Consider the following 25723-nt stretch of genomic DNA (forward strand, 5'->3'; position numbering starts at 1 on the left):
GCAGAGTATGAATAAGAAATTAGGAAAAGGAATGATAACAAGCTGCATAACGTTTATCCTTGCGGTTGTTGGATTTGTAGCTTACATAATCAATACAAACACAGCGTATTTTTCAAACCTTGGAAAAAACACTACAATTATTGCTTCACTTGCAATTGCAATAGTGGCCTTGGTCCTTTGGATGACACTTGGAGATGTATCACCTTCATGGACAGATATATTACCTGTGATCGCACCGGCTTGTCTTTTTGTTGGAGGAATTACACTTCTCAACTCAAGAATAAACGGAATGGCTGCTATTATGACATTTACCAACAATGCTCAGAACATGTCAGATATGTCTAGTGCAGTTGTAGCAATAGCAGCGATCATCGTAGCAGCTATAGTAGGAATTATCAGTGCATTCTTTGATGTGAAAAAAGTAGCTGAGAATAAGTAGCGGTAAGTTCCCTCTTTCATGCGCATGCTACATCAAAAAATCGCAGAGTTAAATAATAAGAGGCAGGTAGTCGATGGTGAAAAGCTATCGATTACCTGCTTTTTATAATATCATCAATCACTTCAACTACATCATTCACAAAAAATGATGCAGTTGAAGCTGACAATGAGTACTATGGGGAGTATTATTTAATTGCATCATTTTATGCTCGCATGAGAATTTTGCAATGAGAAATTTTGATTACAGTAAAAAATGGAAAAAACTACTGATACCGGAAATAGTGGCACTGCTTACGCAGATTCATGAGTATAAAGGTGAGCAGTCATTTTTGATAGAAGCGAAGGCGGATGCACTGGCACAGTTTGTAGAGATTGCCAAGATCCAGAGTACAGAGGCATCCAACAAGATTGAAGGTATCTATATTTCTGATGTAAGACTAAAAGCGCTAGTTAAGGATAAGACTACACCTAAGACGAGAAATGAGCGAGAGATTGCAGGATACAGGGATGTGCTTAATACAATCCATGAGAGTCATGATTACATCTCGATAAGACCGAATATGATCCTTCAGCTTCACAGAGATTTATATAAGTTTGAAGGTTATGATATCGGTGGAAAGTATAAAGCAGCGGATAACATCATTGAGAAAGAGGATGAACAGGGCAACAAATTTATAAGATTCAGACCGGTTCCTGCATGGGAAACGCCCGAGGCAATCGAGAATCTTTGTAATGAATTTGACAAAGCTCTCGGAATCGGGACAATAGATCCGCTTCTTCTGATACCAATGTTTATACTGGATTTTTTATGCATCCATCCGTTTAATGACGGCAACGGAAGAATGAGCAGACTGCTTACATTGCTGATGCTGTACAGGGCTGGATACATCGTAGGAAAGTACATCAGTATCGAGCATCTGATAGAAAAGACTAAGACATCATATTATGAGTGTCTGCAGGAGAGCTCTCTTAACTGGCATGAGGAAGAGAATAATTATGTTCCGTTTGTACAGTATATGCTTGGTGTTATAGTTGCCGCATACAGAGATTTCTCTGACAGAGTAGAGACTTTGGTTACCAGCAGCCTTTCAAAACCGGAGCGCGTGGTTGAATTGATAAAAAATACTTACGGCGAGATCACGAAGTCGCAGATTATGGAGAAATGCCCTGACATAAGCCGTATAACTGTTGAGAGGGCACTGTCAGAACTTCTGTCATCGGAAAGCATAATAAAGATTGGTGGCGGTAGATATACAAAATACGTTTGGAACAGAGATAAAGGATAAAGGAGAACGATAATGACCGGAGAACTTAAGAATAAAATAGACAGCCTTTGGGAGATATTTTGGAATGGGGGAATTACGAACCCTCTTGATGTCATTGAGCAGATGACATATCTCATGTTCATAAAAGATCTGGATGATACAGACAACCTTCGCGCAAAAGAAGCAGCTATGCTGGGACTTTCTTACAAAAGCATTTTTGCGGGTGAAGTAGAGATTGGAGACCGCACGGTTGATGGTAATCAGCTTAAGTGGTCTACATTCCACGACTTCCCGGCGCAGAGAATGTATTCCGTTGTTCAGGAATGGGTATTCCCTTTTATAAAGAATCTTCATGGTGACAAGAACTCCGCATACAGCAAATACATGGATGATGCAATCTTCAAGGTAAATACGCCTTTGATGCTCTCCAAGATTGTTGATGCTATGGATGAAATATATTCCATGATGGAGGAACTTCATCAGACGGACATCCGAGGAGATGTATATGAGTACCTTCTTTCCAAGATTGCTCAGTCCGGTGTTAACGGTCAGTTCAGAACGCCGAGGCATATCATCCGCATGATGGTAGAGATGATGGACCCGAAACCAGCAGACTATATTTGTGATCCTGCCTGCGGAACTTCTGGATTCCTTGTTACCAGCGGAGACTACCTAAGAGAAAAATATAAGAAGGAAGTTCTTCTTGATAAGCAGAATAGAAATCATTTCATGAATGACATGTTCCACGGATATGACATGGACAGAACAATGCTCCGTATCGGCGCCATGAATATGATGACTCACGGAGTAGAGAACCCGTTTATTGAGTACCGTGACAGCTTATCCGATCAGAACCCTGATAAGGATATGTATTCCCTTATTTTGGCGAATCCTCCGTTTAAGGGTAATCTTGATGCAGATACCGTATCAACCGACCTTCAGAAGGTATGTAAGACAAAGAAGACTGAGTTATTATTCCTGGCATTGTTTGTAAGAATGCTTAAGATTGGCGGAAGATGCGCTTGTATCGTTCCTGATGGAGTGCTCTTTGGCTCTTCCAATGCACATAAGGCAATCAGAAAGGAAATCGTAGAAAATCAGCGACTTGAAGCAGTAATCTCCATGCCTTCCGGTGTGTTTAAGCCATATGCCGGTGTTTCTACAGGAATACTTATCTTTACTAAGACAGGACATGGCGGAACAGACGATGTATGGTTCTATGATATGACTGCTGACGGCTTCAGTCTTGATGATAAGCGTACTGAAATCAAGGATAACGATATCCCTGATATCATCAGCCGCTTCAAGAATCTTGAAGCTGAAAAAGACAGAAAACGTACGGACAAGTCCTTTATGGTTTCCAAGAAGGAAATTGCTGATAACGACTATGATCTTTCTATCAACAAGTACAAAGAAGTTGAATATGTAGCGGTAGAGTATCCTCCGACATCGGAGATTATGTCAAATATTAGAGAAATTGAGAAGCAGATCAGTCGGGAAATGGATGAGCTGGAAAAACTGCTGGCGCAGTGACGCAATTAGTTGAAATATGTAACCGTTTGAAGGTGTGACAAGTTGTTACGGGCTATTTTAGACCAATTTCCTGAAGTCGGGAAATTGGTGGAACTATGCCAGAAGATTTGCCAACGCCGTAGAAAAGTATATAGCAAATTGAAAAAGAATAAATGGAATGTCTTAAGTAATTTACAACAACATCAAGCGGAACAACAAAAGAACATCTTAGAGATGAGAAAGGCTATAAGGGATTATTGTGAAGCTGCTCAAAAGGTATCGGCGGAGTATCAGCAAATGGCAATAGATGCGTGTTTGCGGGAGATAGTAATACAAGTAGCAAAAAATGACACTAATTGAGAGATTAGAAAGGAGAAAAAGCATGACTAGAGACTATGTGGCGTCACTTCTTAACCAAAATAATATTAAAATCGAAGAAGAAAAACGGATGAATAATGATTTAGGAGTTGTGCTGAAAACTTATGAAGGTTGTCTGATTAACATATACGATACTGGAAAGGTAAATTGTCAAGGAAAGAATAAGGATAGAGTGGAATCACTGTTAAAATCGCCAGCTACAGTGACAAACAATAGAAAAGTGTTTGTCGTTTACGGTCATGACATGATTGCGCGTACTCAACTTGAAGCGATGTTAAGAAGATGGGACATGGAGCCATTGATTATTGATCAATTAGTTTCATCTGGAAATACAATAATAGAGAAACTTGAGGAATATACAGATAAAGTAAATTTGGGTATTGTGCTTGCTACACCGGATGATATTGGGTATTCAAAAAATAATGAAGATAAGAAAAAGTATCGGGTACGGCAAAATGTTGTATTGGAACTTGGTATGCTTCTAGCTAAAGTTGGAAGAGCTAAGGTGGCTATACTATTGTCACAGGCGGAAGATATGGAAAAACCTTCTGATATAGATGGTCTTATATATATTCCGTTTAAAGACAATGTAGAAGAAACAAAGGTCTCCCTTGCTAAGGAAATGCAGAGAAACGGATATTCATTAGATATTAGTAAATTATAAATTGAGATTTGTAGGGATGATAGATGAAAGTTAAGATAGGAGAAATAACTAAAATTAAAACTGGAAAGCTAGATGCGAATGCTTCCTCGGAAGATGGGGAGTACCCCTTTTTTACATGTTCTAGGGAACCGCTAAAAATATCAACATATTCTTATGATTGTGAATGTGTGTTGGTGGCCGGTAATGGAGATCTGAATGTTAAATACTATAATGGCAAGTTTGATGCATATCAGCGTACATATATCATTGAAGATGATAGTTCAGGAAAATTGTACATGCCATACTTGTATTATTTCATGGAAGGCTATGTTGAAAGGCTTAGAGAACAAGCAATTGGTGGAGTAATAAAGTATATAAAACTTGGGAATCTTACCGATGCGGTAATCGAACTTCCAGAGATTGAAAAACAAAAAGATATAGTTGAAATACTTGAAAAGGCGAAGGAGCTTTTAAATTCAAGAAAAAATCAAATTGATATGTTAGATGGACTCATCAAAGCCCGATTTGTCGAGATGTTTGGCGATCCGAGAATAAACCCATTTGGATATGATACTGAAGAAATAGGAAAAACATGCAAAGTAATTACAGGAAACACACCATCTAGAAAAGTTTCTGAATACTACGGGGATTACATGGAATGGATAAAAACCGACAATATTGTTTCAGGAGTGTTAAATCCAACTAAAGCCGCAGAATGCTTATCAGAATCCGGTGCGGAAGAAGGTAGAATTGTGGATGAAAATGCCATACTAATGGCTTGCATTGCAGGAAGTATTGCCAGCATTGGAAGAGTTTGTGTGACTGACAGAAGGGTTGCTTTTAATCAGCAAATCAATGCCATTGTTCCTGAACAGTATAACACTTTATTCCTATATACTTTGCTTCAGATTTCCAAAGATTATTTGGTAGAGGATATCAATATGGCATTAAAAGGAATTTTGTCTAAGTCAAAATTGGAGGAAAAGGTTTTTATAGTGCCGTCAATGGAACTCCAAGATCAGTTTGCTGAATTTATTGAACAAGTCGACAAATCAAAAGTTGCCGTACAGAAGGCGTTGAATGAAACACAGACTCTTTTCGATAGCCTAATGCAGGAATATTTTGGATAGGAGAAAGATTATGAACTGGGATGCAATAACGGGAATAGGAACAATCGGAGCTGCCTGTGTTGGAATCATTGGCATATGGTTGAATTTGTATGAAAAAACAAAGAAGTTGCTAATTAAGGCAGAGTATGCACCTCGATTTGTTATATATGCAACTAATGACTCTATGCGGACTGTAATTATAACTAGAATAGTGTTTAGCATAGATACTCATGACTTTTATGTGGATATCCGTGATGGATTGCAGGAACTCCGTATACAACCAAGCGGAGTGGATAGAATTACCTTTAATGGACGCAGCGTAGTACAGTCGTACCACAAGGCTGGAATGGAAAAGCTGTGCAATCCGGCTGATAAGATAGATATTACCATTCATGATAATTATAAAAGAAAATACAAGATAAGAACTGATTTGACTATAGGGATGCTTGAAAGTGATTTGTAAATGAGGTTTGCTTATGACTATCACAGCATACATGATACTTGGTGATATAAAAAGTTGTTTGAGATGTTACGAAAACTGCAAAATAGGAGCTTTTTTATGGAATATATTTTAAAACTATTTGACGTAGATTTAATTAAATTTAAAATCATTGAGAATTTGTCTGATCCTGTGTTACAGATTACATGGATAAATGAAAAGAAAAAGCATCTGCTTCCTTTAGGTATGGAACTGAGCGACAAAGGCATTGCTTCCTGGCTGAAGAACAGGACTATTCCCAAAAACCGAGCCTATGTTAATGCCTTCCTTGCAAAGTGTGGCCTTAATGCCAACAGGCCTATGGATGTAATCTCAGTTTGCAGAGGTTTATCCTTAAATGATTCATACTGGGTAGTGGAAGAAGGATTTGCAGGAACATTTGGAGATAATAATCTCTATGAGAATAATTTCAGCCGTGTGCTTGCCATGATTGCTTTTACCGGATATGGGAGCAGTGCCAGATCTTCATTGGCATCTTCTCCGGAGTTTACAACAAACGGAATGCTTCCAAAATGTTGGAGAAGAATTAGTGGGAAAGTTTATCTTTATAAAGGAGCTACATCGGGAGCATCCAATACGGGAAATGAGCCGTATTCGGAATTATATGCATATGAGATAGGGACAGCCTTGGGTATGAATGTTGTTCCTTACAAGGTTTCAAAATGGAAGAAGCAATTGTGCTCTGCATGTGAATTGTTTACGAGTAAAGATATAGCTTTTGTTCCTATAGGTCGGGTAGTAAAAACCGGTGGGATGAGGGCAGTACGAGAGTATTATGAGAAACTTGGATCTGAATATGTAGATGCACTTAACGATATGATAGTGTTAGATGCAGTGATCTACAATACTGACAGGCACTTTGGCAATTTCGGAGTGCTTGTTGATAGTAAAACAAATAAGATAATAGCTCCGGCACCACTGTTTGACCATGGAAATTCCCTGTTTAATCTAGCAGGAGAAGAAAACTGGGCAGATGAGAAACTACTTAAGGAATATGCCGAGACATTACTTCCTTGTGTATATGAAGATTATATGGAAGAGGCAAAAAAGGTAATGGACAGCAGATTAAAAGAAAAGTTAAGAAAGTTGCTGACATATAATCTGAAAAAATCAGGTGCGTATAATTATTCTTCTGATAGATTGAAATTGATCAGTAGGATGATTCAGGAAAGAGCGCGTATGATATTGGATGGGAAGGAGGCATAGCGCATGACCGCCCGATATTTTTCCACGGTCATGCGTTTCTCGTGGCTATGACGAACTTCGATTATCTTCAAAAAGAACCGAAATTTGACACGTTTTCCAATGTGGCAATTGCGGCTGAGAAAATATTATATATAGATCCATCCTCCTGTATCATTAACTGTCGCAGGGCAATGGAGTTTGCAATAAAATGGATGTATTCGGTTGATGCTTCCCTTTCTATGCCTTATCAGGACAATCTGATAAGTCTTATGAGTACAGAGGAATTCAGAGATATCATAGATGAAGATCTCATGAAGCGCATGAATTTTATCCGTAAGATGGGAAATAATGCTGCTCATTCCGGCAAGAAGATTACGGAGGACCAGGCAATACTCTGCCTTGAGAACCTTCAGATTTTCTTGGATTTTGTGTGCTATTGCTATGCTGATGAATATGAAGAGCATACCTTTGACAAGTCTTTGCTGGTAAAGGGTGAAACCGAGCAGGTCAAAAATGATTTCCCTGACGTTGATATTGAAAAACTAATTATAGAGAATTCTGCATTAAAGAAAGAACTGACATCACGACGTGAAAAGCAGGCTTTAGACTATGTTCCGAAGCCGCTGGATCTTTCTGAGTACAAAACACGAAAGATTTATATTGATGCCATGCTTATGGATGCCGGTTGGAATGAAGGCTCTGACTGGATCAATGAAGTTGAACTTCCGGGAATGCCTAATAAATCTGAAGTTGGCTATGCGGATTATGTTCTTTATGACAATTCACATAAGCCTCTTGCTGTGATAGAAGCAAAGAGGACTTGTGTAGATGTGTCAAAGGGAAGGCATCAGGCAAAACTTTATGCGGATCTTTTGGAAAAACAATACAAGAGAAGACCCTGTATTTTCTTGACCAATGGTTTCGAAACAAGAATTATAGATGGACAGTATCCTGAGAGAAAGGTTGCCTGCATTTATTCTAAGGCAGACCTTGAAAAGATGTTCAATCTAAGAAGGATGCGGACATCTCTTGATCATATAAACGTTGATAAAAAGATTGCCGGTCGTTATTACCAGGAAGCAGCAATCAAAGCTGTATGTGATAGCTTTGATGACAAGAATCGCCGTAAAGCGCTTCTTGTCATGGCAACAGGATCTGGTAAGACAAGAACCGTAATCGAACTGTGTCATGTACTTCTTGATGCAGGGTGGATTAAGAATATTCTTTTTCTTGCTGACAGAACATCTCTTGTAACTCAGGCAAAGAGAGCGTTTGTAAACAACTATTCTTCCCTTTCGGTGACAAACCTTTGCGAAGAGAAGGATAACTATAATGCACATTGCGTTTTTTCAACCTATCAGACAATGATGAACTGCATTGATTCGGTAAAGGTTGAAGACCAGAAGTTGTTTACTAGCGGACATTTTGACCTCGTAATATGTGACGAGGCGCACAGGTCCATTTATAACAAATACAGAGATATCTTTACCTACTTTGATGCTCCATTGGTAGGTCTGACGGCTACACCGAAAGACGATATTGATAAGAATACTTATGAAATATTTGAATTGGAGCCCGGAGTTCCTACATACGGTTATGAGCTCGGTCAGGCTGTAACCGACGGATATCTTGTTGATTTCTTATCTGTAGAAACTAAGCTTAAGTTTATAGAACAGGGAATTGTTTATGCTGACCTTTCCGATGAAGATAAAGCTATTTATGAGAGCACATTTGAGATGGAGGACGGAGATGTTCCAGAGGCTATCAGTTCATCTGCGCTCAATTCATGGATATTCAATGAAGATACCATCCGTCAGGTACTGCACACTGTTATGACAGAGGGCATCAAGATAGATTATGGTCAGAAGCTTGGTAAGACTATCATTTTTGCAAAGAACCATGATCATGCGGAGAAGATTCTTGAAATCTTTAATAAGGATTATCCGCATTTGAATGGATTTGCTCAGGTAATCGACAATAGGATCAACTATGCCCAGACTCTTATTGATGAGTTTTCGGAAGCCTCTAAGTTGCCTCAGATAGCAATATCCGTTGATATGATGGATACCGGTATCGATGTACCGGAAGTATTGAACCTTGTGTTCTTCAAGAAGGTAATGAGTTATGCCAAGTTCTGGCAGATGATCGGGCGTGGAACCAGGCTTTGTCCGGGACTTATCGACGGGGAAGACAAGAGTAAGTTTTACATTTTTGATTTCTGCGGCAACTTTGAGTTCTTCCGCATGAGCAAGGGAAAACCTACTGCTAATATGATTGCGCTTCAGGGAGCAATCTTTAATCTGCAGTTCGAGATTACATATAAGCTACAGGATCTGGAATATCAGGTGGACAGGCTTATAGCATATCGTAATGCCTTGGTAGAAATGATGACCGGTAAGGTGCAGGAACTTCCGCGTGAAAATTTTGCGGTAAGACAGCATCTGAAGTATGTTGACTTGTATTCAAATGAGGCAAATTATCAGACGTTGACATATGAAGATACATTGATAGTACGTGAAGAACTTGCTCCTCTGATTCTTCCGAATGATGATGAGGCAAGTGCGGTACGTTTTGATGCGCTCATGTATGGCATAGAGTTGGCATATCTTGTTGGCAAGAAGTATGGCAGAGCCCGTAGCGACTTGTTTAAACGTGTCAGGGGTATCGCAAGCGTTGCAAATATTCCGGAGATAAAGGTGCAGGCAGAACTTATCGATAAGATTCTTCATACGGATTATATCGATAACTGCGGCATCAACGAGTTTGAGGAAATCAGAGAAAAACTTCGTAATCTTATGAAGTATATTCCTCATAATAAGCTTCGTTATGATACGAATTTTGAGGATGATATCCTTGATGTTTCATGGAATGAGTCGGAGCTTGAGAATGATGATTTGAAGAATTACAAGGCTAAGGCTGAATATTATATTCGTGAACACCAGGATAATGAGGCAATCAAGAAGCTTAAGTCTAACATTCCGTTGTCTCATGACGATATAGAGGCACTGGAAAAGGTTCTTTGGTCTGAACTTGGTACCAAAGAAGAATATGAGCAGGAATACGGCTCTAAGCCTCTGGGTGAGCTCGTTCGTGAAATTGTCGGTCTTGATATGAATGCGGCCAAGGCTGCATTTTCAGAATATCTGGAGAGCAACAATCTTGACAGCCGGCAGATATATTTTGTGAACCAGATTGTCGAGTATATTGTTCACAATGGCATGATGAAGGATCTGTCTGTGCTTCAAGAATCTCCGTTCACAGATCAAGGCAGCGTAGTTGAGATATTTATAGATCTAAATGTCTGGATGGGAATCCGGAAAGTTATTGAAAGCATAAATGATAACGCGATAGCGGCATAAAAGTTATTTGCTGTAAGTAATGATTGTTTGGTATGTGGGTTGCGGGGACCAACTATAGTTACTGCTTTTCAGCAAAGAGCCTGTCTGAGTATTGTGAAAAGCGGTAGTCTGTTTTGTAGAGAGACAGAGCTTCTGCGGGGACATAAATATTGGCGTCAGTGCCGTCTAAAAGGTGCTGTCCTATCTGAATTGAGGATGGGACAGTATTATTTATATGTATTTCTTTAAGTGATGTACAGCCTTTAAAAGCGTAGTCCTTTATCATGGATATGTCTGAGCCTACTGTGATTGAAGTGATGGTTGTGTTACCAGAGTAGGTGCTGGAGGTAAGCACACTTTTTTCTGTATTGGCGGCGTATAAAAGAGATGGCTTATCCGGAATATCTATGGCTGTTACAGATGAGTCTGACAGATAGGCCTTGAGATTCCTTATAAACTGCCTTGTATAGAGCTTCTTTCCGCTGCTGTTTAGATGGAAGTTTGTATCGTAGAACCATTCCTTATCCATGATGCTGTCATAAGGGTTCCCTATAACTTCGATAGCAAGAGTATTTCTGAGAAAAAGGTCATAGCCATCAATAGCACTTTCAAAGTTAGATTCTTTAGCTTCTACAACTGCAGCTTTATTTGCAGGGCAGTAAGCAAAAAGAAGAGTAGAACCTTTTTGTGTAGCTTTTTTATCACATTCATTGAGGTATGAAACATAATCGGCAGGTATAACTGAAGTATCATAGGAAACAGCAGTGTTTTCATCAAAGCCATTTAGCATGGTGTTCTGTGGGAGATCATCAGCAATATCCCCATACTCATTGAATGCAGATTTTCTGTAAACAGAGTCAGGGTTGGGAGCTGAATTTGTCACAAAAAGCTTAAGTTTTTGTACTGCAAATCTTGGAAATGCAGCTGCCATTAGGGATATATTCTTTTCTGACATCATAAAGAATGGGAGCATGTAATAAGCACCGTCAAGAGCCTGCCAGGCAAAGTCACTGCCAAGATACATTGATAATGGCTGGGTGTTTTGCTCCGGGGCATAAATAATAATATCTCCAGCATGGCAGTGGGAAATTGCCATATCAAGGACAGAAGCTGTTCCAAGAGCTGCATACATACCTAGATTTACCACTTCATATTCAGGAAAGTTCTCTTTTATCAAACTACTGTCTATATCAAATGCCATTCCACTTCCGCCAACAATGATGATCCTTTTTCCATCAGTGTTTTTTAAACGGTTATATTTGTATTTCAGTTCTCCCATGTAGCTCTTTTCATATTGGGAGGGAAGGCAAAACACTGATAGCAGTAAAACGATAGGGACTAGGAGTAATGCCCAAAGGTAAAATAGTTTCTTTTTCATATAAAACACCTTTTAAAATCTAAAGTAAATAAACGCATTTTCTATGCCGGATTCTAGCTGGTACATTCTGGTAAATATTACAGCCATGGCCATTATGATAATAACTGCAGCTTTACCGATGATCTTTTTGTTCTCAAGGTATTTTGGCAAAAGATATAATGATAAAACTCCGGTAATTGTAAACAGGATACCGACATCAAAAGAAATTCCTGCAATATAGTAAGTGTCTCTGATATTATCAAGAGCATTTGACCAGTTACGCGGAAACTGCATTATCAAAATTGCTGCAGTGGTCATGTTTTTTGCCCTAAAGAATATCCACAGGAAATTTACGATCAGGAAGTTTATGATGATTCTTATGGCTCTTGGTAATCTGCCCCTAAATCTTTTTATAGTGGTAATGTCTTCAAGCAAAACAATAAGTCCATGACCAAGTCCCCACAAAATGAATTTAAGCCCCGCGCCATGCCATATGCCGCTGACTATAAAAACTATGAGAGTATTAAGTACCAGACGCATCTGTCCTTTTCTATTGCCGCCAAGAGGGATGTAGATGTAGTCCGTAAGCCATCTTGTGAGGGTCATGTGCCATCTTTTCCAAAAATCTCGCAGAGAGTCTGACAAATAAGGGTGATTAAAGTTTAGGCTAAGTTCTATACCGAATAGTTTGGCGCTTCCCCTTGCAATGTCGCTGTAACCGGAAAAGTCAGCAAAGATCTGCAAGGAAAAAAGAATTGATGCAAATAAAACTGATGGGCCGGAGGCAAGGTCTGGATTATCAAATACTGCATCAACAAGTGGTGCAAAAAAATCTGCTACTGATACCTTTTTGAAATATCCAAGGCAAAGCAGTGTTAGTCCATCCTTTATCTGAGATGGTGATGCTTTTTCGCAGGACTTTAGCTGTGGAATAAGCTTCCCCGGGCGCTCAATAGGACCTGCAACAAGCTGAGGGAAAAATGAAACAAAAAGAGCGTATTTAAGCAGGTTCTTTTCAGCGTGGGAGTCTTGTCTATAAACATCAATCAGATATGAGATCGTCTGAAATGTATAAAAGGAAATACCTACAGGCAGAGAAAGCCCCAGTCCAAGGTATTTGAATACAACTAAAAATGAGAGTATTAAAGTTATGCCTGTTGTAAGTAAGAAAACTGACTTTTCCTTTTCAAGCTCTTTTCCAAAGATATAAGAAATAAGCGTTACAAGTAAAAGAATCCAAAAAGACTCAGGGCTTCCATGGAGATAAAATCCCCAGCTTGCAACAAGAAGGAGAAAGGCGCGAAACCTGACAGGTATGTGGTTATATGAGATAAATAGAAGCGGCATGGCTCCTAAAAAACACAGAGATAGGAAATTCATCTTACATATTCCGTCCTTTATCACCAGTTTTTGTAGATATCACCAGATGTATTGCCGCAAGTATCAGCATTATGTTCATCAAAACCAGAGCTATTTTCAGGTAGGAGAAGCCCTTAAATAACATAAAAAGGATAAGTATAGGAATTATGAAAAGAAGCAGTGCATTAAACATTTTAATCGCCTTCCTTGTTAAGAGCTTTATTAAGATCGTTAATGATATTCTGAGTTCGTATTTTTACGCCTTCTGTAGAGAGATGGTTGTCAGTTTCAAATAGGTATTTCCCTCTGAATAAGGAATCTGCTATATCTGAAATAACCGGTATTTCTAATGTCTCTCTAAAGTATTCATCCAGCTCTTTTCGCTTCTCAGGGGTGCTGGAATCGGAAATGGCACTTTCATTTCTGGGAGCATAGGTAAAAAAGAATAAAATGCCTTTTTGAGTGAACTTTGAAGCCTCATTATTTAAGGAATTTATATACTCACTTGGAAAAGCATCAATGGTGTAATCCACGGGGAGGTCGTAAACCGGGGTGTCATCTGCAGCATTTGGCCTGTACAGACAATAATCTCCCTGAAGGTTGTAGCTCTTTTCCGCAATAGGATTAAAGTTCTCGTCATAGTCTGAGGGAGAGAGGTCATAGCTTTTTTCTTCGATTCCGTGCCTGCTTGAAAGGTACTGGCCAAATGCGGAAAAGACTCCGGTATAATCCCTAAGATCGAGCTTTTCTATAAGTGAATAATCCTCTTCAATCAGGTTAAAGAACTTGTCGTCAAATTTGTTCGTGACGCAAAACTGCCTTTTTGATGCGTCAAATTCCGGTGAATCAAGAAGAATGTCCCCTGAATTCATATACTGCAAAATAAGGTCAAGCTGTGGGAGAGCGTTGGTATAAGCAAAGACGCCCATATTTGCGACCTTGTATTCTGGCAGAGCACTTTCAAGCATGAGAGAGTCATAGCCAAATCGAGTAGAGGAGCCTGAAAAAAGAACCAGCTTTTTCATGTTTGGATAGTCACTTGAAAGCGACTGAAGGTAATCCATTTTATCAGGGAAGGTTGCGTAATAAGTTCCGGCATAGACTGGAGCTGAAGCAGCATTTATCCTGAGAGTTTTAATGCTATTACAGTCCTTAAATGAGTAGTCGGATATTTTTTCAATATTGTCAAAGAGAATCACTTCTTCCAGCTGACAACCAGAAAATGCGTCATTTTCTATATCTTTTATGGTAGGTGGAAGGATTACTTTTTTGATATCCAGATTCTTAAAGGAATTCTCAGTTATCTTTGTAACGACTTTTCCATCTATTTTGCCCGGTATAACAAGCTCTTTTGCCTCACCCTTAAAACCTGTTATCAGTGCATTGTCGCCCTGGACTTCATATTCAAATAGCGAAGGATCAGTCCACTTTGCCCATTGTCCATAAAGGACGGATGAACTCAGGATTTCTTTATTTATGCGGCTTCCAAGGCTGATATCATTCTCGCTGCCTTCTCTTGATGTGCTCCAGGCATATAAAGTGTAGCCATCTTTGGCAAAAGAATCTTCATATTTACAGGTGTTTATCTTTATATGACTATCATCGGGATAGTCGGTAAAAGAATAGGAATCAAGACAATAGCTTGCTTTGATAGGAGCAATAGATGTAAATATAGAAACTACGCTGGAGTATTTTACATTGTGAAGTGTTATATTATAGTAGTTGTCTATTCTTTCGATATTATAGTCGCTGTAATCGCATCCGGATATTTTGTAACCATCTTTTGGAAAAAGCTGTAAGTGAAGATCTGAATCATAGGTTGTCTCGAAACAATTTGTAGATAATATAAGGTCTTCATTATCTTCGATGATTATTTTTATCTTGTCTTTGGAATCGGTGGATTTAGCATTATCAGAGAAGGTACATGACGCTAAAAGAAATACGATCATTAGAGATATTAAATTTACAAACCATATATTTCTTTTCATGAGACAATTATCTAAAAAATCACTTCTATGGTCAATAAAATTCGTATAATATGGTAACAGAGTGTGATTAAACGTTACTGTTCAGGCAGAAATGCGCACTAAGCTGCGCATTTCGTGAGAACTTGATACGGGAGTGAGCGCATTCCATCGACGAAGTCGATTTGGAATGAATGCGCGAAGTGGTTACTGGAGCGAGCTGTATGCGAGTGAACAGTTACGATTAAACAAGTGATATCAAGTATAAGCTTATTTGGAGGTTGTTTTGATAAGCGTAGCAGTAGTTGATGATGATAAAAAATACAGAGAGCTTCTTTTGGAGTATCTGAAAAAATATGAGGCAGAATCAGGAAACAGGCTTCTTATTACGGAATATACTGATGGAAGTGACCTGACTACGGAGCTTTCCGGTAAGACAAGTTCAGGTTTTGATCTTATCTTATTGGACGTCGAGATGAAGTTTATGGACGGAATGGAAACTGCCCGAATAATAAGACAGTACGATAGAAAAGTTGTGATCATATTTATTACCAATGCGCCGCAATATGCCATATCAGGCTACGAGGTTGATGCGCTGGATTATGTATTAAAGCCGGTCAATTATTTTCCTTTTTCACAGACGATCGACAGGGCGATAGGCAGGATGAAGGAGCGGGAGCACAAATATATCTTTTTGTCAGGAAATGGCTATGCATACAAGATTGATCTATACAACCTTGTATATATTGAGGTTGAGGGAAGGGAACTTGTTTTTCATCTGAAAGAAGGAATGGAGAATTTTAGAATAACCTCTCCCATGAAAAAGATTGAGAGTAAGCTGGAAAGCAAGATGCTATTTAGGTGCAGTCAGGGATTCATGGTAAATCTTGAGTATGTGGATGAAATTGATGGAATGGATGTTATCGTGGATGGAACGAGGATCCCTGTCAGCAAGAACCAAAAACGAGCATTTGTTGATGCACTGAATAATTATATGAGTGAAGTCAGAGGTTAGTCATGGGGATTGATTTAGGCGGGAATATCCCGCGAATATGCACTGCGGTTGCGGACTGGTGCGCATGCGTGCTGTTTTTGCAGCATATGCAGCATAGATTTGAATTAAAAAAACATGTAGCTTTGTGCGGACTCTTTTTGCCTGTAATAGTGTTGTATATGCAGCTTACAGGCGGAAAAGATGGAATTTTGTTCAATGTGTTTATGGCTATTTCGGCAGTCATGATGTTTGGTTTTATGTTTTTGCTGAGTGGTTCAGGAGTTTACAATTCGCTTTACTACTGCTCGAGAGCTTTTTTGCTGGCGGGTTTTTCAGCATCATTTTTTTGGCAATTGTACAGCTTTATGTCTGAACAAAACAGTAATCTGAATGCATTTTGGAAGATGATCCTGATAATGATCTGTGACTATATCATCATTTATGGGATATTTTTTCTCATGGATAAAAGCGACTTTGATGAAGGCTCTCTGGTCAGAATAAGTCCAATGGAAGCTGTAATAAGTGTGCTTGTCGCTTATTTTATCTATATCTTGTCATCTATTAGTTATGCTGGCATCAGATCCCCATTCGGCGGCAGCTCCCAGGCAGATCAGTTTAATGTAAGGACTTTTGTTTATCTTGCGGGAGTGGCTATTCAGACAGCATATCATTACCAGCAGCGGGAACTTTATGCGGAGAAACAGAGTATAGCTATGAGAAATATGCTCAAGATGCAGTACAACAACTACCGCATAGGAAAAGAAAGTATAGAAGTAGTAAATCAGAAATATCATGACTTAAAGCATCAGATAGCGGTTCTTCGTGCGCAGTCTGACCCGGACAAAAGAAATGCTTACCTCGATAAGATGGAAGAAGAGATAAAAAGCTACGAAGCCCAGAACAAAACCGGCAATGAGGTCCTGGACATCATCCTTACAACTAAAGCTTTACAGTGTCAGAAAGAAAGCATTCAGTTGTCTGTTGTTGCTGATGGAAAGCTTCTTGACAATATTGACGAGATAGATATAAGCACTATCTTTGGAAATGCTATAGATAATGCAATCGAAAGTGTCAAGAAGATCAAGGACAAAGAAAAAAGACTTATCCATGTGGTGATCTCCGGCCAAAAGGGGTTTGCTCACATCCTTATCAGCAATTGCTATGAGGGCGAGATCAAAATGGTAAACGGACTTCCAAAGACAACTAAAAAGAATAAGGAATATCACGGTTTTGGAATAAAGGGGATAAAAGAAACTGTCCTGAAATATGACGGCAGTACCACTATCAAGGCTGAGAATGGATGGTTTGAACTTAGAATTTTGATTCCATTGAAAAAATGATAAAATATAAGGCAGAGCAAAGTTATTTTTTTGACATTTTTGCCATAATAGTATATGTTATTTTTTTTATCATAGGAGGTAAATATGGATTACAAAGAAAGATATAACGAATGGCTTGAAAAGTTGCCTGAGAGTGATCCGCTCAGAGCGGAACTTTTAGAAATAAAGGACAATGACACTGAGATTGAGGAGAGATTCTTTCAGAATCTGGCCTTTGGTACAGCAGGTCTTCGTGGAAAGGTCGGAGCTGGAACTAATAGGATGAATTTCTATACTGTTGGTAAGGCTTCTCAGGGTGTTGCTGATTATATTGTAGCTTCAGGAAAAGAGAATATGGAAAAGGGTGTTATCATTGCCCATGATCCAAGACATTTTTCAAAGGAGTTTTCAAAGCTTGCAGCCAGCATCTTTGCTGCTAACGGAATTAAGGTTTATACATTCCCTGACCTTAGACCAACTCCTGAACTTGCATTTATGATCAGAAGACTTGGAACAGTATCAGGTATAAACATTACAGCTTCTCATAATCCTAGAGAGTATAACGGATACAAGGCATACTGGGATGATGGATGCCAGGTTTCATCAGAGATTGCTGACGGTATGACAGAGAAGATAGAAGCTGTAGATATGTGGAACGGCATCCAAAAAGGTGATTTTGATGAGTTCGTAAAAGAGGGTAAGATTACAATCCTTGGCGAAGAATACGACAGAGAATACCTTGATAAGATCGAAGGTATGGCTATTCACGAAGGTGATGAACTTGACCTTTCTATTCCTCTTGTATATACACCACTTAACGGATGCGGTTCTATTCCATTCAGGCAGATGCTTACAGACAGAGGATTCAACAACTGGAAGATAGTTCCTGAACAGGAAAATCCGGATCCTGATTTCACAACTGTCGGATACCCTAACCCTGAGGACCCTAAAGCATTTAAACTATCTGAGCAGTACGGAAAAGAGTTTGGTGCAGAGCTTTTGATGGCAACTGACCCTGATTCGGACAGATTCGCTATCGAGATCAGAAATGACAAGGGAGAGTATATTCCTCTTAACGGTAATCAGACAGGATATATCCTTGTTAATTATGTCCTTGAGGGAAGAAAGGATGCCGGAACACTTCCTGCTAAGGGTGCTATGGTTAAGTCCATCGTTACATCAACTCTTTCAACAATCATGGCTAAGGCTTATGGAGTTGAGATGTTTGAAACTCTTACAGGATTTAAGAACATCTGCGGTAAGATTCCTTACCTTCACGAGAACGGCTATACATATCTCTTTGGATATGAAGAGTCTGTAGGCTACGCGGTATGCGAGGATATCCGTGATAAGGACGGAATTTCAGCAGGTATGCTTGTTGCTGAGGCAGCAGCTTACTATAGAAAACAGGGCAAGACACTCTGGGATGTACTTCAGGAAATCTACGCGAAGTATGGCTTCTTTGCAGAGGATGAACCAAACATTGTTCTCGAAGGAATCCCGGGAGCGCAGCGTATTCAGCGCATGATGAAGTGGTTTAGGGAAAATATCCCTTCTGAAGTTGCAGGAGCTAAGGTGGAAAAAGTCATTGATTATATTAACGGCTACGAGGATATCCCGGCTCAGAATGCTATAAGACTTTTCCTTGATAATGGATCATGGTTTGCAATCAGACCTTCAGGAACTGAGCCTAAGATTAAATTCTACTTCTATTCAAACAGGGATAGCAGAGAGAATGCCCTTGAAACAAACAAAAAGATAAAAGAAGAGATATTTGCACTGATTAACAGCGTAGAGTGATATTCTTCACTTTACATAATTTGTTTTCTGTGCTAATATGTGTTAGTTGCTGACAAGTTTAACAGCAATAGTAACAGAAACTACCGATACTCGGTTCTTGGATACTCCAACCTAAATCTGAGTATGTGGCGGATTCAGTAATTTTAAAGGAGAAAAGAAATGATTTCAAAAGAGAAGAAAACAGAAGTAATCAGCAAGTTCGCAAGAACAGCTGGAGACACAGGTTCACCAGAAGTTCAGGTAGCTATCCTTACAGAGAGAATCAAGGAGCTTAACGCTCACCTTGACAAGAACCCTAAGGATCACCACTCAAGAAGAGGTCTTCTTAAGATGGTAGGTCAGAGACGTAGCCTTCTTGGATATCTCAAGAAAAAGGATATCGAAGCTTATCGTAAGCTCATCGCAGACCTTGGTCTTAGAAAGTAATCTGTTAAGAGAAGACGGGATAAGGCTGATGTATTATCATCAGCCTATTCCGTTTTTTGTATTTTTATAACAAAGATATATGGATTCAAAGTTATAATAAAGATTATGCATGCGTGATTTTTATTATGACCTTGAAAACCATATATCAATAATAATGTTTAAGCTGCACACGCACCTGAAGTACAAAAATTCAATGAAACAGTCGTATATGAGTATGTTTTTGAATTTGTAGATGAAGGACTGCGGATGAGCAGTAGAAGGAGAAAAAATGGTAAAGACTTATTCAATGGAACTTGCCGGACGTACACTTAAAGTTGAAATCGGCAAAGTAGGAAAACAGGCAAACGGATGCGCCTTCATGCAGTATGGCGACACAACAGTTTTATGTACAGCAACAGCTTCAGCAAAGCCAAGGGATGGAATTGATTTCTTCCCACTTTCAGTAGAGTATAATGAGAAGTTCTATGCTGTAGGTAAATTCCCGGGTGGATACAACAAGAGAGAGGGCAAGCCTTCTGAGAACGCTATTCTTACAAGCCGCGTTATCGATCGTCCTATGCGTCCTCTTTTCCCTAAGGATTACAGAAATGATGTAACAATCGAGACAATGGTTATGTCAGTTGATCCTCAGTGCCGTCCGGAGCTTCTTGCAATGCTTGGAGCTTCAATATCAGTTTCAATTTCTGATATTCCTTTCGATGGCCCATGTGCTATGACTCAGATCGGTATGATCGACGGTGAGCTCATCGTTAACCCTACACAGGAACAGTGGAACACAGGTGACCTTAAGCTCACAGTTGCTTCTGTTGGACAGAAAGTAATCATGATCGAGGCTGGTGCCAACGAGATTCCTGAAGAGAAGATGAAGGAAGCTATCTACAAGGCACATGATGTTAACCTTCAGATCATTGAATTCTTCAAGGGTATTGTAGCTGAGGTTGGTAAGCCAAAGCACGAATATACAAGCTGTGCAGTTCCTGAAGAACTCTTTGCAGCTATCAAGGAAGTTGTTCCACCAGAAGAGATGGAAAAGGCTGTATTTACAGATGACAAGCAGACAAGAGAAGCAAACATCGCTGAGATTACAGATAGACTATCAGAGAAGTTTGCTGACAACGAAGAGTGGCTTGCAATCCTTGGTGAAGCAATCTATCAGTACGAGAAAAAGACAGTTCGTAAGATGATCCTTAAAGATCACAAGAGACCAGACGGACGTGGCATAAAGCAGATCAGACCACTTTCAGCTGAGGTTGATCTTATTCCTAGAGTACACGGAAGTGCTATGTTCACTCGTGGACAGACACAGATCTGTGATGTTGTAACACTTGCACCTCTTTCAGAGGCTCAGAAGGTTGAAGGTCTTGACAACTTTGCAGCTGATAAGAGATATGTACACCAGTACAACTTCCCTGCATATTCTGTAGGTGAGACAAAGGTTTCAAGAGGACCTGGACGTAGAGAGATTGGTCACGGCGCACTTGCTGAGAGAGCACTTCTTCCTGTTCTTCCTAGCGTTGACGAGTTCCCATATGCAATCCGTGCCGTATCAGAAACATTTGAGTCTAACGGATCAACATCAATGGCTTCAACTTGCGCATCATGTATGTCACTTATGGCTGCTGGTGTTCCTATCAAGAAGATGGTTGCTGGTATTTCATGTGGTCTTGTTACAGGAGATACAGATGACGATTTCATCGTTCTTACAGATATCCAGGGACTTGAAGACTTCTTCGGAGATATGGACTTCAAGGTAACAGGAACAAAAGACGGTATCACAGCTATCCAGATGGATATCAAGATCCACGGTCTTACAAAGCCTATCGTTGAGACAGCTATTGAGCAGTGCCGTGAAGCAAGATTCTTCATCATGGATGAGTGCATGAGCAAGGCAATTGCTGAACCTCGTAAGGAAGTATCCAAGTACGCTCCTAAGATCGTTTCTATGCAGATCGATCCTGAGAAGATTGGTGATGTTGTTGGACAGCGTGGAAAGACAATCAATGAAATCATCGATAGAACAGGCGTTAAGATTGATATTACAGATGACGGACAGGTTTCTGTTTGTGGAGAAGATCAGGATAAGATCAATGAAGCTGTTAACATGATCAATGTGATCGTTACAGATTTCGAGAAGGATCAGATCTTCACAGGTAAGGTTGTAAGCATCAAAGAGTTCGGCGCATTTGTTGAGTTTGCTCCTGGCAAAGAGGGCATGGTCCACATCAGCAAGATCTCTAAAGAGAGAATCGACCATGTAGAAGATGTTCTTACACTTGGCGATACTGTAAAGGTAATCTGCCTTGGCAAGGATAAGATGGGAAGAATCAGCTTCTCAATCAAGGATTGCCCTAAAGACTGAACTTGATTGATTTAACGCAAGGCTCGTGTCTACCCTATTTGATTGACGTTCTCACTCTATAGAAAACGTAGTGGTACTAAGGCGCCGAAAAACGTCGCCTAAGTACCAACGTTTTCTAAAGCAATCAAATCGGCTAGGCACTTGGCCTTGCGTTTATTTATGAGATGTCAGTTTTGGACACTTGATTGAGTACTGATTTGTGATGTGAGCAACCGGTAAATGTTTTAGTAAAAGGATTTTGAAATGAGTAATACAAAAGAAACAATTAATGAGATAAATAAGCGTCGTACTTTTGCAATTATTTCCCACCCTGACGCAGGTAAGACAACTCTTACCGAGAAGTTCCTGCTTTATGGTGGAGCTATTAATATGGCTGGTAGCGTTAAGGGTAAGGCTACAGCCAGACATGCTGTATCTGACTGGATGGAAATCGAGAAACAGAGAGGTATTTCAGTTACTTCATCAGTTCTGCAGTTCAATTTTGAAGGATGTTGCATAAATATCCTTGATACTCCAGGACACCAGGACTTCTCAGAGGATACATACAGAACTCTTATGGCTGCCGACTCGGCTGTCATGGTCATTGATGCCAGCAAAGGTGTTGAGGCTCAGACAAGAAAGCTTTTTAAAGTCTGCGCCATGAGTCATATTCCAATCTTTACATTTATTAACAAGCTCGACCGTGATGCAAAAGACACTTTTGATCTTCTTGATGATATCGAAAATAACCTGGGAATCGCTACATGCCCTATGAACTGGCCAATTGGTTCAGGTAAGAATTTCAAAGGTATCTATGACAGGCGAGAAGGTCATATAGTTACATTCTCTGAGACACAAAAGGGAACAAAGGAAGGAAAAGAAACTTTCATAGATCTTAATGATAAAGCTGCTATTGACAGTGAGATCGGACAGGATGCTTTTGAAAAGCTTCAGGGAGAAATAGAACTTTTGGATGGAGCAGGCGCTGAATATGATCTTGAAAAAGTAAGAGCAGGTGAACTTACTCCTGTGTTCTTTGGATCAGCTCTTCAGAACTTTGGTGTAGAACTTTTCCTCCATCATTTCTTAAAAATGGCCACTCCTCCTACAGGACGTAAGTCTTCAGACGGAGAGCTTATTGATCCATTTGAGAGAGATTTTACAGCCTTTGTATTTAAGATCCAGGCTAACATGAATAAAGCTCACAGAGACAGAGTCGCTTTTATGAGAATCTGTTCAGGACGCTATGATGCTAACAACGAAGTTAAACATGTGCAGAGCGGCAAGGTTATGAGACTTTCACAGCCTCAGCAGCTTATGGCTGATGAGAGAAAGATACTTAGTGAGGCTTACGCCGGTGATATCATGGGCGTATTTGATCCGGGTATTTTCTCTATTGGTGATACGATCTGTATGCCAAAAGACAATGTGGTATACGAAGGAATCCCTACATTTGCTCCGGAACACTTTGCAAGAGTACGTCAGGTAGATACCATGAAGCGTAAACAGTTCGTAAAGGGTATCACTCAGATAGCTCAGGAAGGTGCTATCCAGATATTCCAGGAGTACAACACTGGACTTGAGGAAATAATTGTAGGAGTAGTTGGTGTTCTTCAGTTTGATGTATTGAAGTTCAGACTCCAGAGCGAGTACAATGTTGATATAATCCTTGAGAATCTTCCATACGAGTACATCAGATGGGTGGACAACCAGGATATCGATATGTCTACACTTGTTGGAACTTCTGATATGAAGAAGATCAAGGATATGCATGACAGACCGCTTCTTTTGTTCATTAACGAGTGGAGTGTTGGAATGACGATGGAGAGAAATAAAGGACTTATTCTTTCTGAATTTAAAAAGAACTAATGCTTATCATAAGTTGGAGGGGAATACTTGAGAAAAGGCATTGGAAAAATTAAGAGAATAATGGCAGCAGTCCTTGTTGCCGGAGTTGTTACGACTTCTCTTACCGGTTGTCAGTATGAAAGCTTTGATGATTATCTGGAGGCGTTAGGACTTAAAGATTCTAAACTGGATAATCCTGTTACAACTAGTGACAGCAATTATCTGTTACCTGAGACCGACATTGAAACAGATAATGCCACTAATAATCTGTCAGGCCTTGAGTCAACTGCTGAGACTACACTATTTGCTGAAAAAGGAGTAGATGAAGCCTTAAAAGAGGAGAGTTCATCAAACAGAACTTTTGATACTACATCCGGTAAGGTAAGCGATGATGATACCTTATCCAAAGCATCTGATGATAAGGATGAAATGTTAAGGGAATCAATTGGGCTTTCTCCTATTGGGATAGAGACGATAAAAAAGAGTCAGGAAGGGCTTTATGCCTATGAAAGGCTCACTGAAGCGGGGAAGACTTTGTATGTTGAGATACTTACAATAATGCAGAATCTTGCTGTTGATGTTATTGTCTCAACTACCAGTGATGAAGCTATTGAGCAGGTTTTTGACTATGTAATGGCAGATCATCCGGAGATTTTTTATGTGGATGGATATCACTATACTAACTATACGATTGATAACGTGATCACTAAGATTTCTTTTACTGGCAACTATACTTGCAGTAAGGAAGAGGCTGAGGAGAAGAAGTTACAGATAAACGAAGCAGTTAACAGATGCCTTTCAAATGCGCCTTCTTCAGAAGATGATTATTATGCGATTAAGTATATTTATGATTACCTGATTACAAATACTGAGTATGATATAGAGTCACCTGATAATCAGAATATATGCTCTGTTTTTTTGAACGGCAGAAGCGTATGTAATGGTTATGCGAAGGCGGCGCAGCTCCTGCTTAATAAGCTTGGAATTGACAGTACGCTTGTTACAGGAACCGTAGATACCAAGAATTCAAAAGGTGTCAGACATGCCTGGAATCTTGTTAGGTGCAATGATGCATATTACTATGTAGATGTGACATGGGGAGACTCCTCTTATCAGACTACAAATGGTGAAAGTGCAGATGTAACCAAGCTTCCTGCCATAAATTATGACTATCTTAATGTCACAACATCAGATATACTTAGAAATCACACGATTTCGGATGAGATTTATATGCCTGATTGCTCAAGTATGGCTGATAATTACTATGTCAGAGAGGATGAATATTTCACATCTGCTGAAATGTCTCTTGTAAAGGATTTGTTTGATCGCAGGTATAATGATGGAAGCAACAATGTGACTATGAAGTGTGCTTCACAGGAAGTATATGACAGCATGTTTGCAGAGCTGATAACAGACAGAAAAGTCTTTGATTATCTGCAGGGTGATACAGCTTCCGTGTCCTACACAACATTTGCAGATACCAAGACAATCATCTTTTGGCTGTGATGTGGAATTGTGGGATTTGTGGGAATTGTGGTATAATAATTCATGATTGTGAATAAATGAGGTGACAAGTTATGGGAAAAGAAATTGCAGAGATTGGATCTGTTAAGATTGCGGATGATGTAGTAGCTAGAATTGCGGCTCTTGCAGCACTTGAAGTAGATGGCGTTTCAGCTATGGCTGGCAATTACACAAGTGACGCCCTTGAAAAGGTAAGCCGTAAGAACCTTACAAAGGGAGCTAAAGTCGTAATAGGTGCATCACAGGTGCAGGTCGATCTGGCACTTATGATGGCTTATGGATATAATATTCCGGCAACTTGCCAGCAGGCACAGACAAGAGTAAAGGCTTCAATAGAAAATATGACAGGCCTTGAAGTTACAGATGTTAATATCAGAATAGCTGGTATAACAATGCCTAAGGCGTGATAAAACTTTATTATAGAATA

At 39.6% G+C, this 25723-nt stretch carries 20 protein-coding genes; 17 read left to right on the forward strand and 3 right to left on the reverse strand.

Annotated elements, in window-relative coordinates; all coding sequences use genetic code 11:
- Positions 1 to 7: 7 nt before the first annotated feature.
- From BM146_RS07405 to BM146_RS07445, 9 genes are all read left to right on the forward strand, one after another.
- Entirely contained in the window at positions 8 to 439 is a 432-nt protein-coding gene (locus BM146_RS07405; protein ID WP_074886648.1) for a hypothetical protein, read from the forward strand.
- 226 nt (positions 440 to 665) lie between these two features.
- Positions 666 to 1724, forward strand: coding sequence for a Fic family protein (locus BM146_RS07410; protein ID WP_074886651.1), 1059 nt, complete (start codon positions 666 to 668; stop codon positions 1722 to 1724).
- A 12-nt stretch (positions 1725 to 1736) separates the two neighbouring features.
- Positions 1737 to 3236 (forward strand): class I SAM-dependent DNA methyltransferase, encoded by a 1500-nt coding sequence (locus tag BM146_RS07415; protein ID WP_330391777.1) that lies wholly within the window; start codon positions 1737 to 1739, stop codon positions 3234 to 3236.
- A gap of 42 nt (positions 3237 to 3278) precedes the next feature.
- Positions 3279 to 3575: a hypothetical protein gene (locus tag BM146_RS07420; protein ID WP_074886659.1), complete on the forward strand. Its 297-nt coding sequence runs from the start codon at positions 3279 to 3281 to the stop codon at positions 3573 to 3575.
- Positions 3576 to 3597: 22 nt separating this feature from the next.
- Positions 3598 to 4257, forward strand: coding sequence for a TIR domain-containing protein (locus BM146_RS07425; protein ID WP_074886662.1), 660 nt, complete (start codon positions 3598 to 3600; stop codon positions 4255 to 4257).
- A 23-nt stretch (positions 4258 to 4280) separates the two neighbouring features.
- Positions 4281 to 5366: a restriction endonuclease subunit S gene (locus BM146_RS07430; RefSeq protein ID WP_074886665.1), complete on the forward strand. Its 1086-nt coding sequence runs from the start codon at positions 4281 to 4283 to the stop codon at positions 5364 to 5366.
- A gap of 10 nt (positions 5367 to 5376) precedes the next feature.
- Positions 5377 to 5808 carry a hypothetical protein gene (locus BM146_RS07435; protein ID WP_074886668.1) on the forward strand — a complete coding sequence of 144 codons (432 nt, stop codon included), beginning with the start codon at positions 5377 to 5379 and terminating at the stop codon, positions 5806 to 5808.
- 96 nt (positions 5809 to 5904) lie between these two features.
- Positions 5905 to 7050, forward strand: a complete 1146-nt coding sequence (locus BM146_RS07440) for a HipA domain-containing protein (RefSeq protein ID WP_074886671.1) — start codon at positions 5905 to 5907, stop codon at positions 7048 to 7050.
- Positions 7051 to 7097: 47 nt separating this feature from the next.
- Complete coding sequence (locus BM146_RS07445; protein ID WP_074886674.1) at positions 7098 to 10388, forward strand: DEAD/DEAH box helicase family protein; 3291 nt, start codon at positions 7098 to 7100, stop codon at positions 10386 to 10388.
- A 58-nt stretch (positions 10389 to 10446) separates the two neighbouring features.
- On the opposite strand, the gene BM146_RS07450 is transcribed toward BM146_RS07445, so the two are convergent.
- The 3 genes from BM146_RS07450 to BM146_RS07460 form a co-directional block, all read right to left on the reverse strand.
- On the reverse strand, positions 10447 to 11646 hold the full coding sequence (locus BM146_RS07450; protein WP_177201616.1) for a leucine-rich repeat protein: 1200 nt from the start codon (positions 11644 to 11646) through the stop codon (positions 10447 to 10449).
- Positions 11647 to 11757: 111 nt separating this feature from the next.
- Positions 11758 to 13071, reverse strand: coding sequence for an MBOAT family O-acyltransferase (locus BM146_RS07455; protein WP_177201617.1), 1314 nt, complete (start codon positions 13069 to 13071; stop codon positions 11758 to 11760).
- 206 nt (positions 13072 to 13277) lie between these two features.
- Positions 13278 to 15032 (reverse strand): leucine-rich repeat protein, encoded by a 1755-nt coding sequence (locus BM146_RS07460; RefSeq protein ID WP_177201618.1) that lies wholly within the window; start codon positions 15030 to 15032, stop codon positions 13278 to 13280.
- Between the two features lie 301 nt (positions 15033 to 15333).
- Between BM146_RS07460 and BM146_RS07465 the strand changes: the two genes are divergently transcribed.
- The 8 genes from BM146_RS07465 to BM146_RS07500 all read left to right on the forward strand — a co-directional run bounded on the left by BM146_RS07465 (position 15334) and on the right by BM146_RS07500 (position 25703).
- Positions 15334 to 16062 carry a LytR/AlgR family response regulator transcription factor gene (locus tag BM146_RS07465; RefSeq protein WP_074886685.1) on the forward strand — a complete coding sequence of 243 codons (729 nt, stop codon included), beginning with the start codon at positions 15334 to 15336 and terminating at the stop codon, positions 16060 to 16062.
- A gap of 2 nt (positions 16063 to 16064) precedes the next feature.
- Positions 16065 to 17381, forward strand: coding sequence for an ATP-binding protein (locus BM146_RS07470; RefSeq protein ID WP_074886688.1), 1317 nt, complete (start codon positions 16065 to 16067; stop codon positions 17379 to 17381).
- Positions 17382 to 17465: 84 nt separating this feature from the next.
- Positions 17466 to 19160, forward strand: a complete 1695-nt coding sequence (locus tag BM146_RS07475) for a phospho-sugar mutase (protein ID WP_074886692.1) — start codon at positions 17466 to 17468, stop codon at positions 19158 to 19160.
- A gap of 159 nt (positions 19161 to 19319) precedes the next feature.
- Positions 19320 to 19586: a 30S ribosomal protein S15 gene (gene rpsO, locus BM146_RS07480; protein ID WP_022775827.1), complete on the forward strand. Its 267-nt coding sequence runs from the start codon at positions 19320 to 19322 to the stop codon at positions 19584 to 19586.
- A gap of 268 nt (positions 19587 to 19854) precedes the next feature.
- Positions 19855 to 21945, forward strand: coding sequence for a polyribonucleotide nucleotidyltransferase (locus tag BM146_RS07485; RefSeq protein ID WP_074886695.1), 2091 nt, complete (start codon positions 19855 to 19857; stop codon positions 21943 to 21945).
- A gap of 243 nt (positions 21946 to 22188) precedes the next feature.
- On the forward strand, positions 22189 to 23793 hold the full coding sequence (locus tag BM146_RS07490; protein WP_022775830.1) for a peptide chain release factor 3: 1605 nt from the start codon (positions 22189 to 22191) through the stop codon (positions 23791 to 23793).
- 27 nt (positions 23794 to 23820) lie between these two features.
- Positions 23821 to 25278, forward strand: a complete 1458-nt coding sequence (locus tag BM146_RS07495; RefSeq protein WP_074886699.1) for a transglutaminase domain-containing protein — start codon at positions 23821 to 23823, stop codon at positions 25276 to 25278.
- 71 nt (positions 25279 to 25349) lie between these two features.
- Positions 25350 to 25703 (forward strand): Asp23/Gls24 family envelope stress response protein, encoded by a 354-nt coding sequence (locus tag BM146_RS07500; protein ID WP_074886703.1) that lies wholly within the window; start codon positions 25350 to 25352, stop codon positions 25701 to 25703.
- The last annotated feature ends 20 nt before the right edge of the window (positions 25704 to 25723 follow it).

Origin of the sequence: Butyrivibrio proteoclasticus (assembly GCF_900115735.1) — a bacterium.
GTDB classification, from domain to species: Bacteria; Bacillota; Clostridia; order Lachnospirales; family Lachnospiraceae; genus Butyrivibrio; species Butyrivibrio proteoclasticus_B.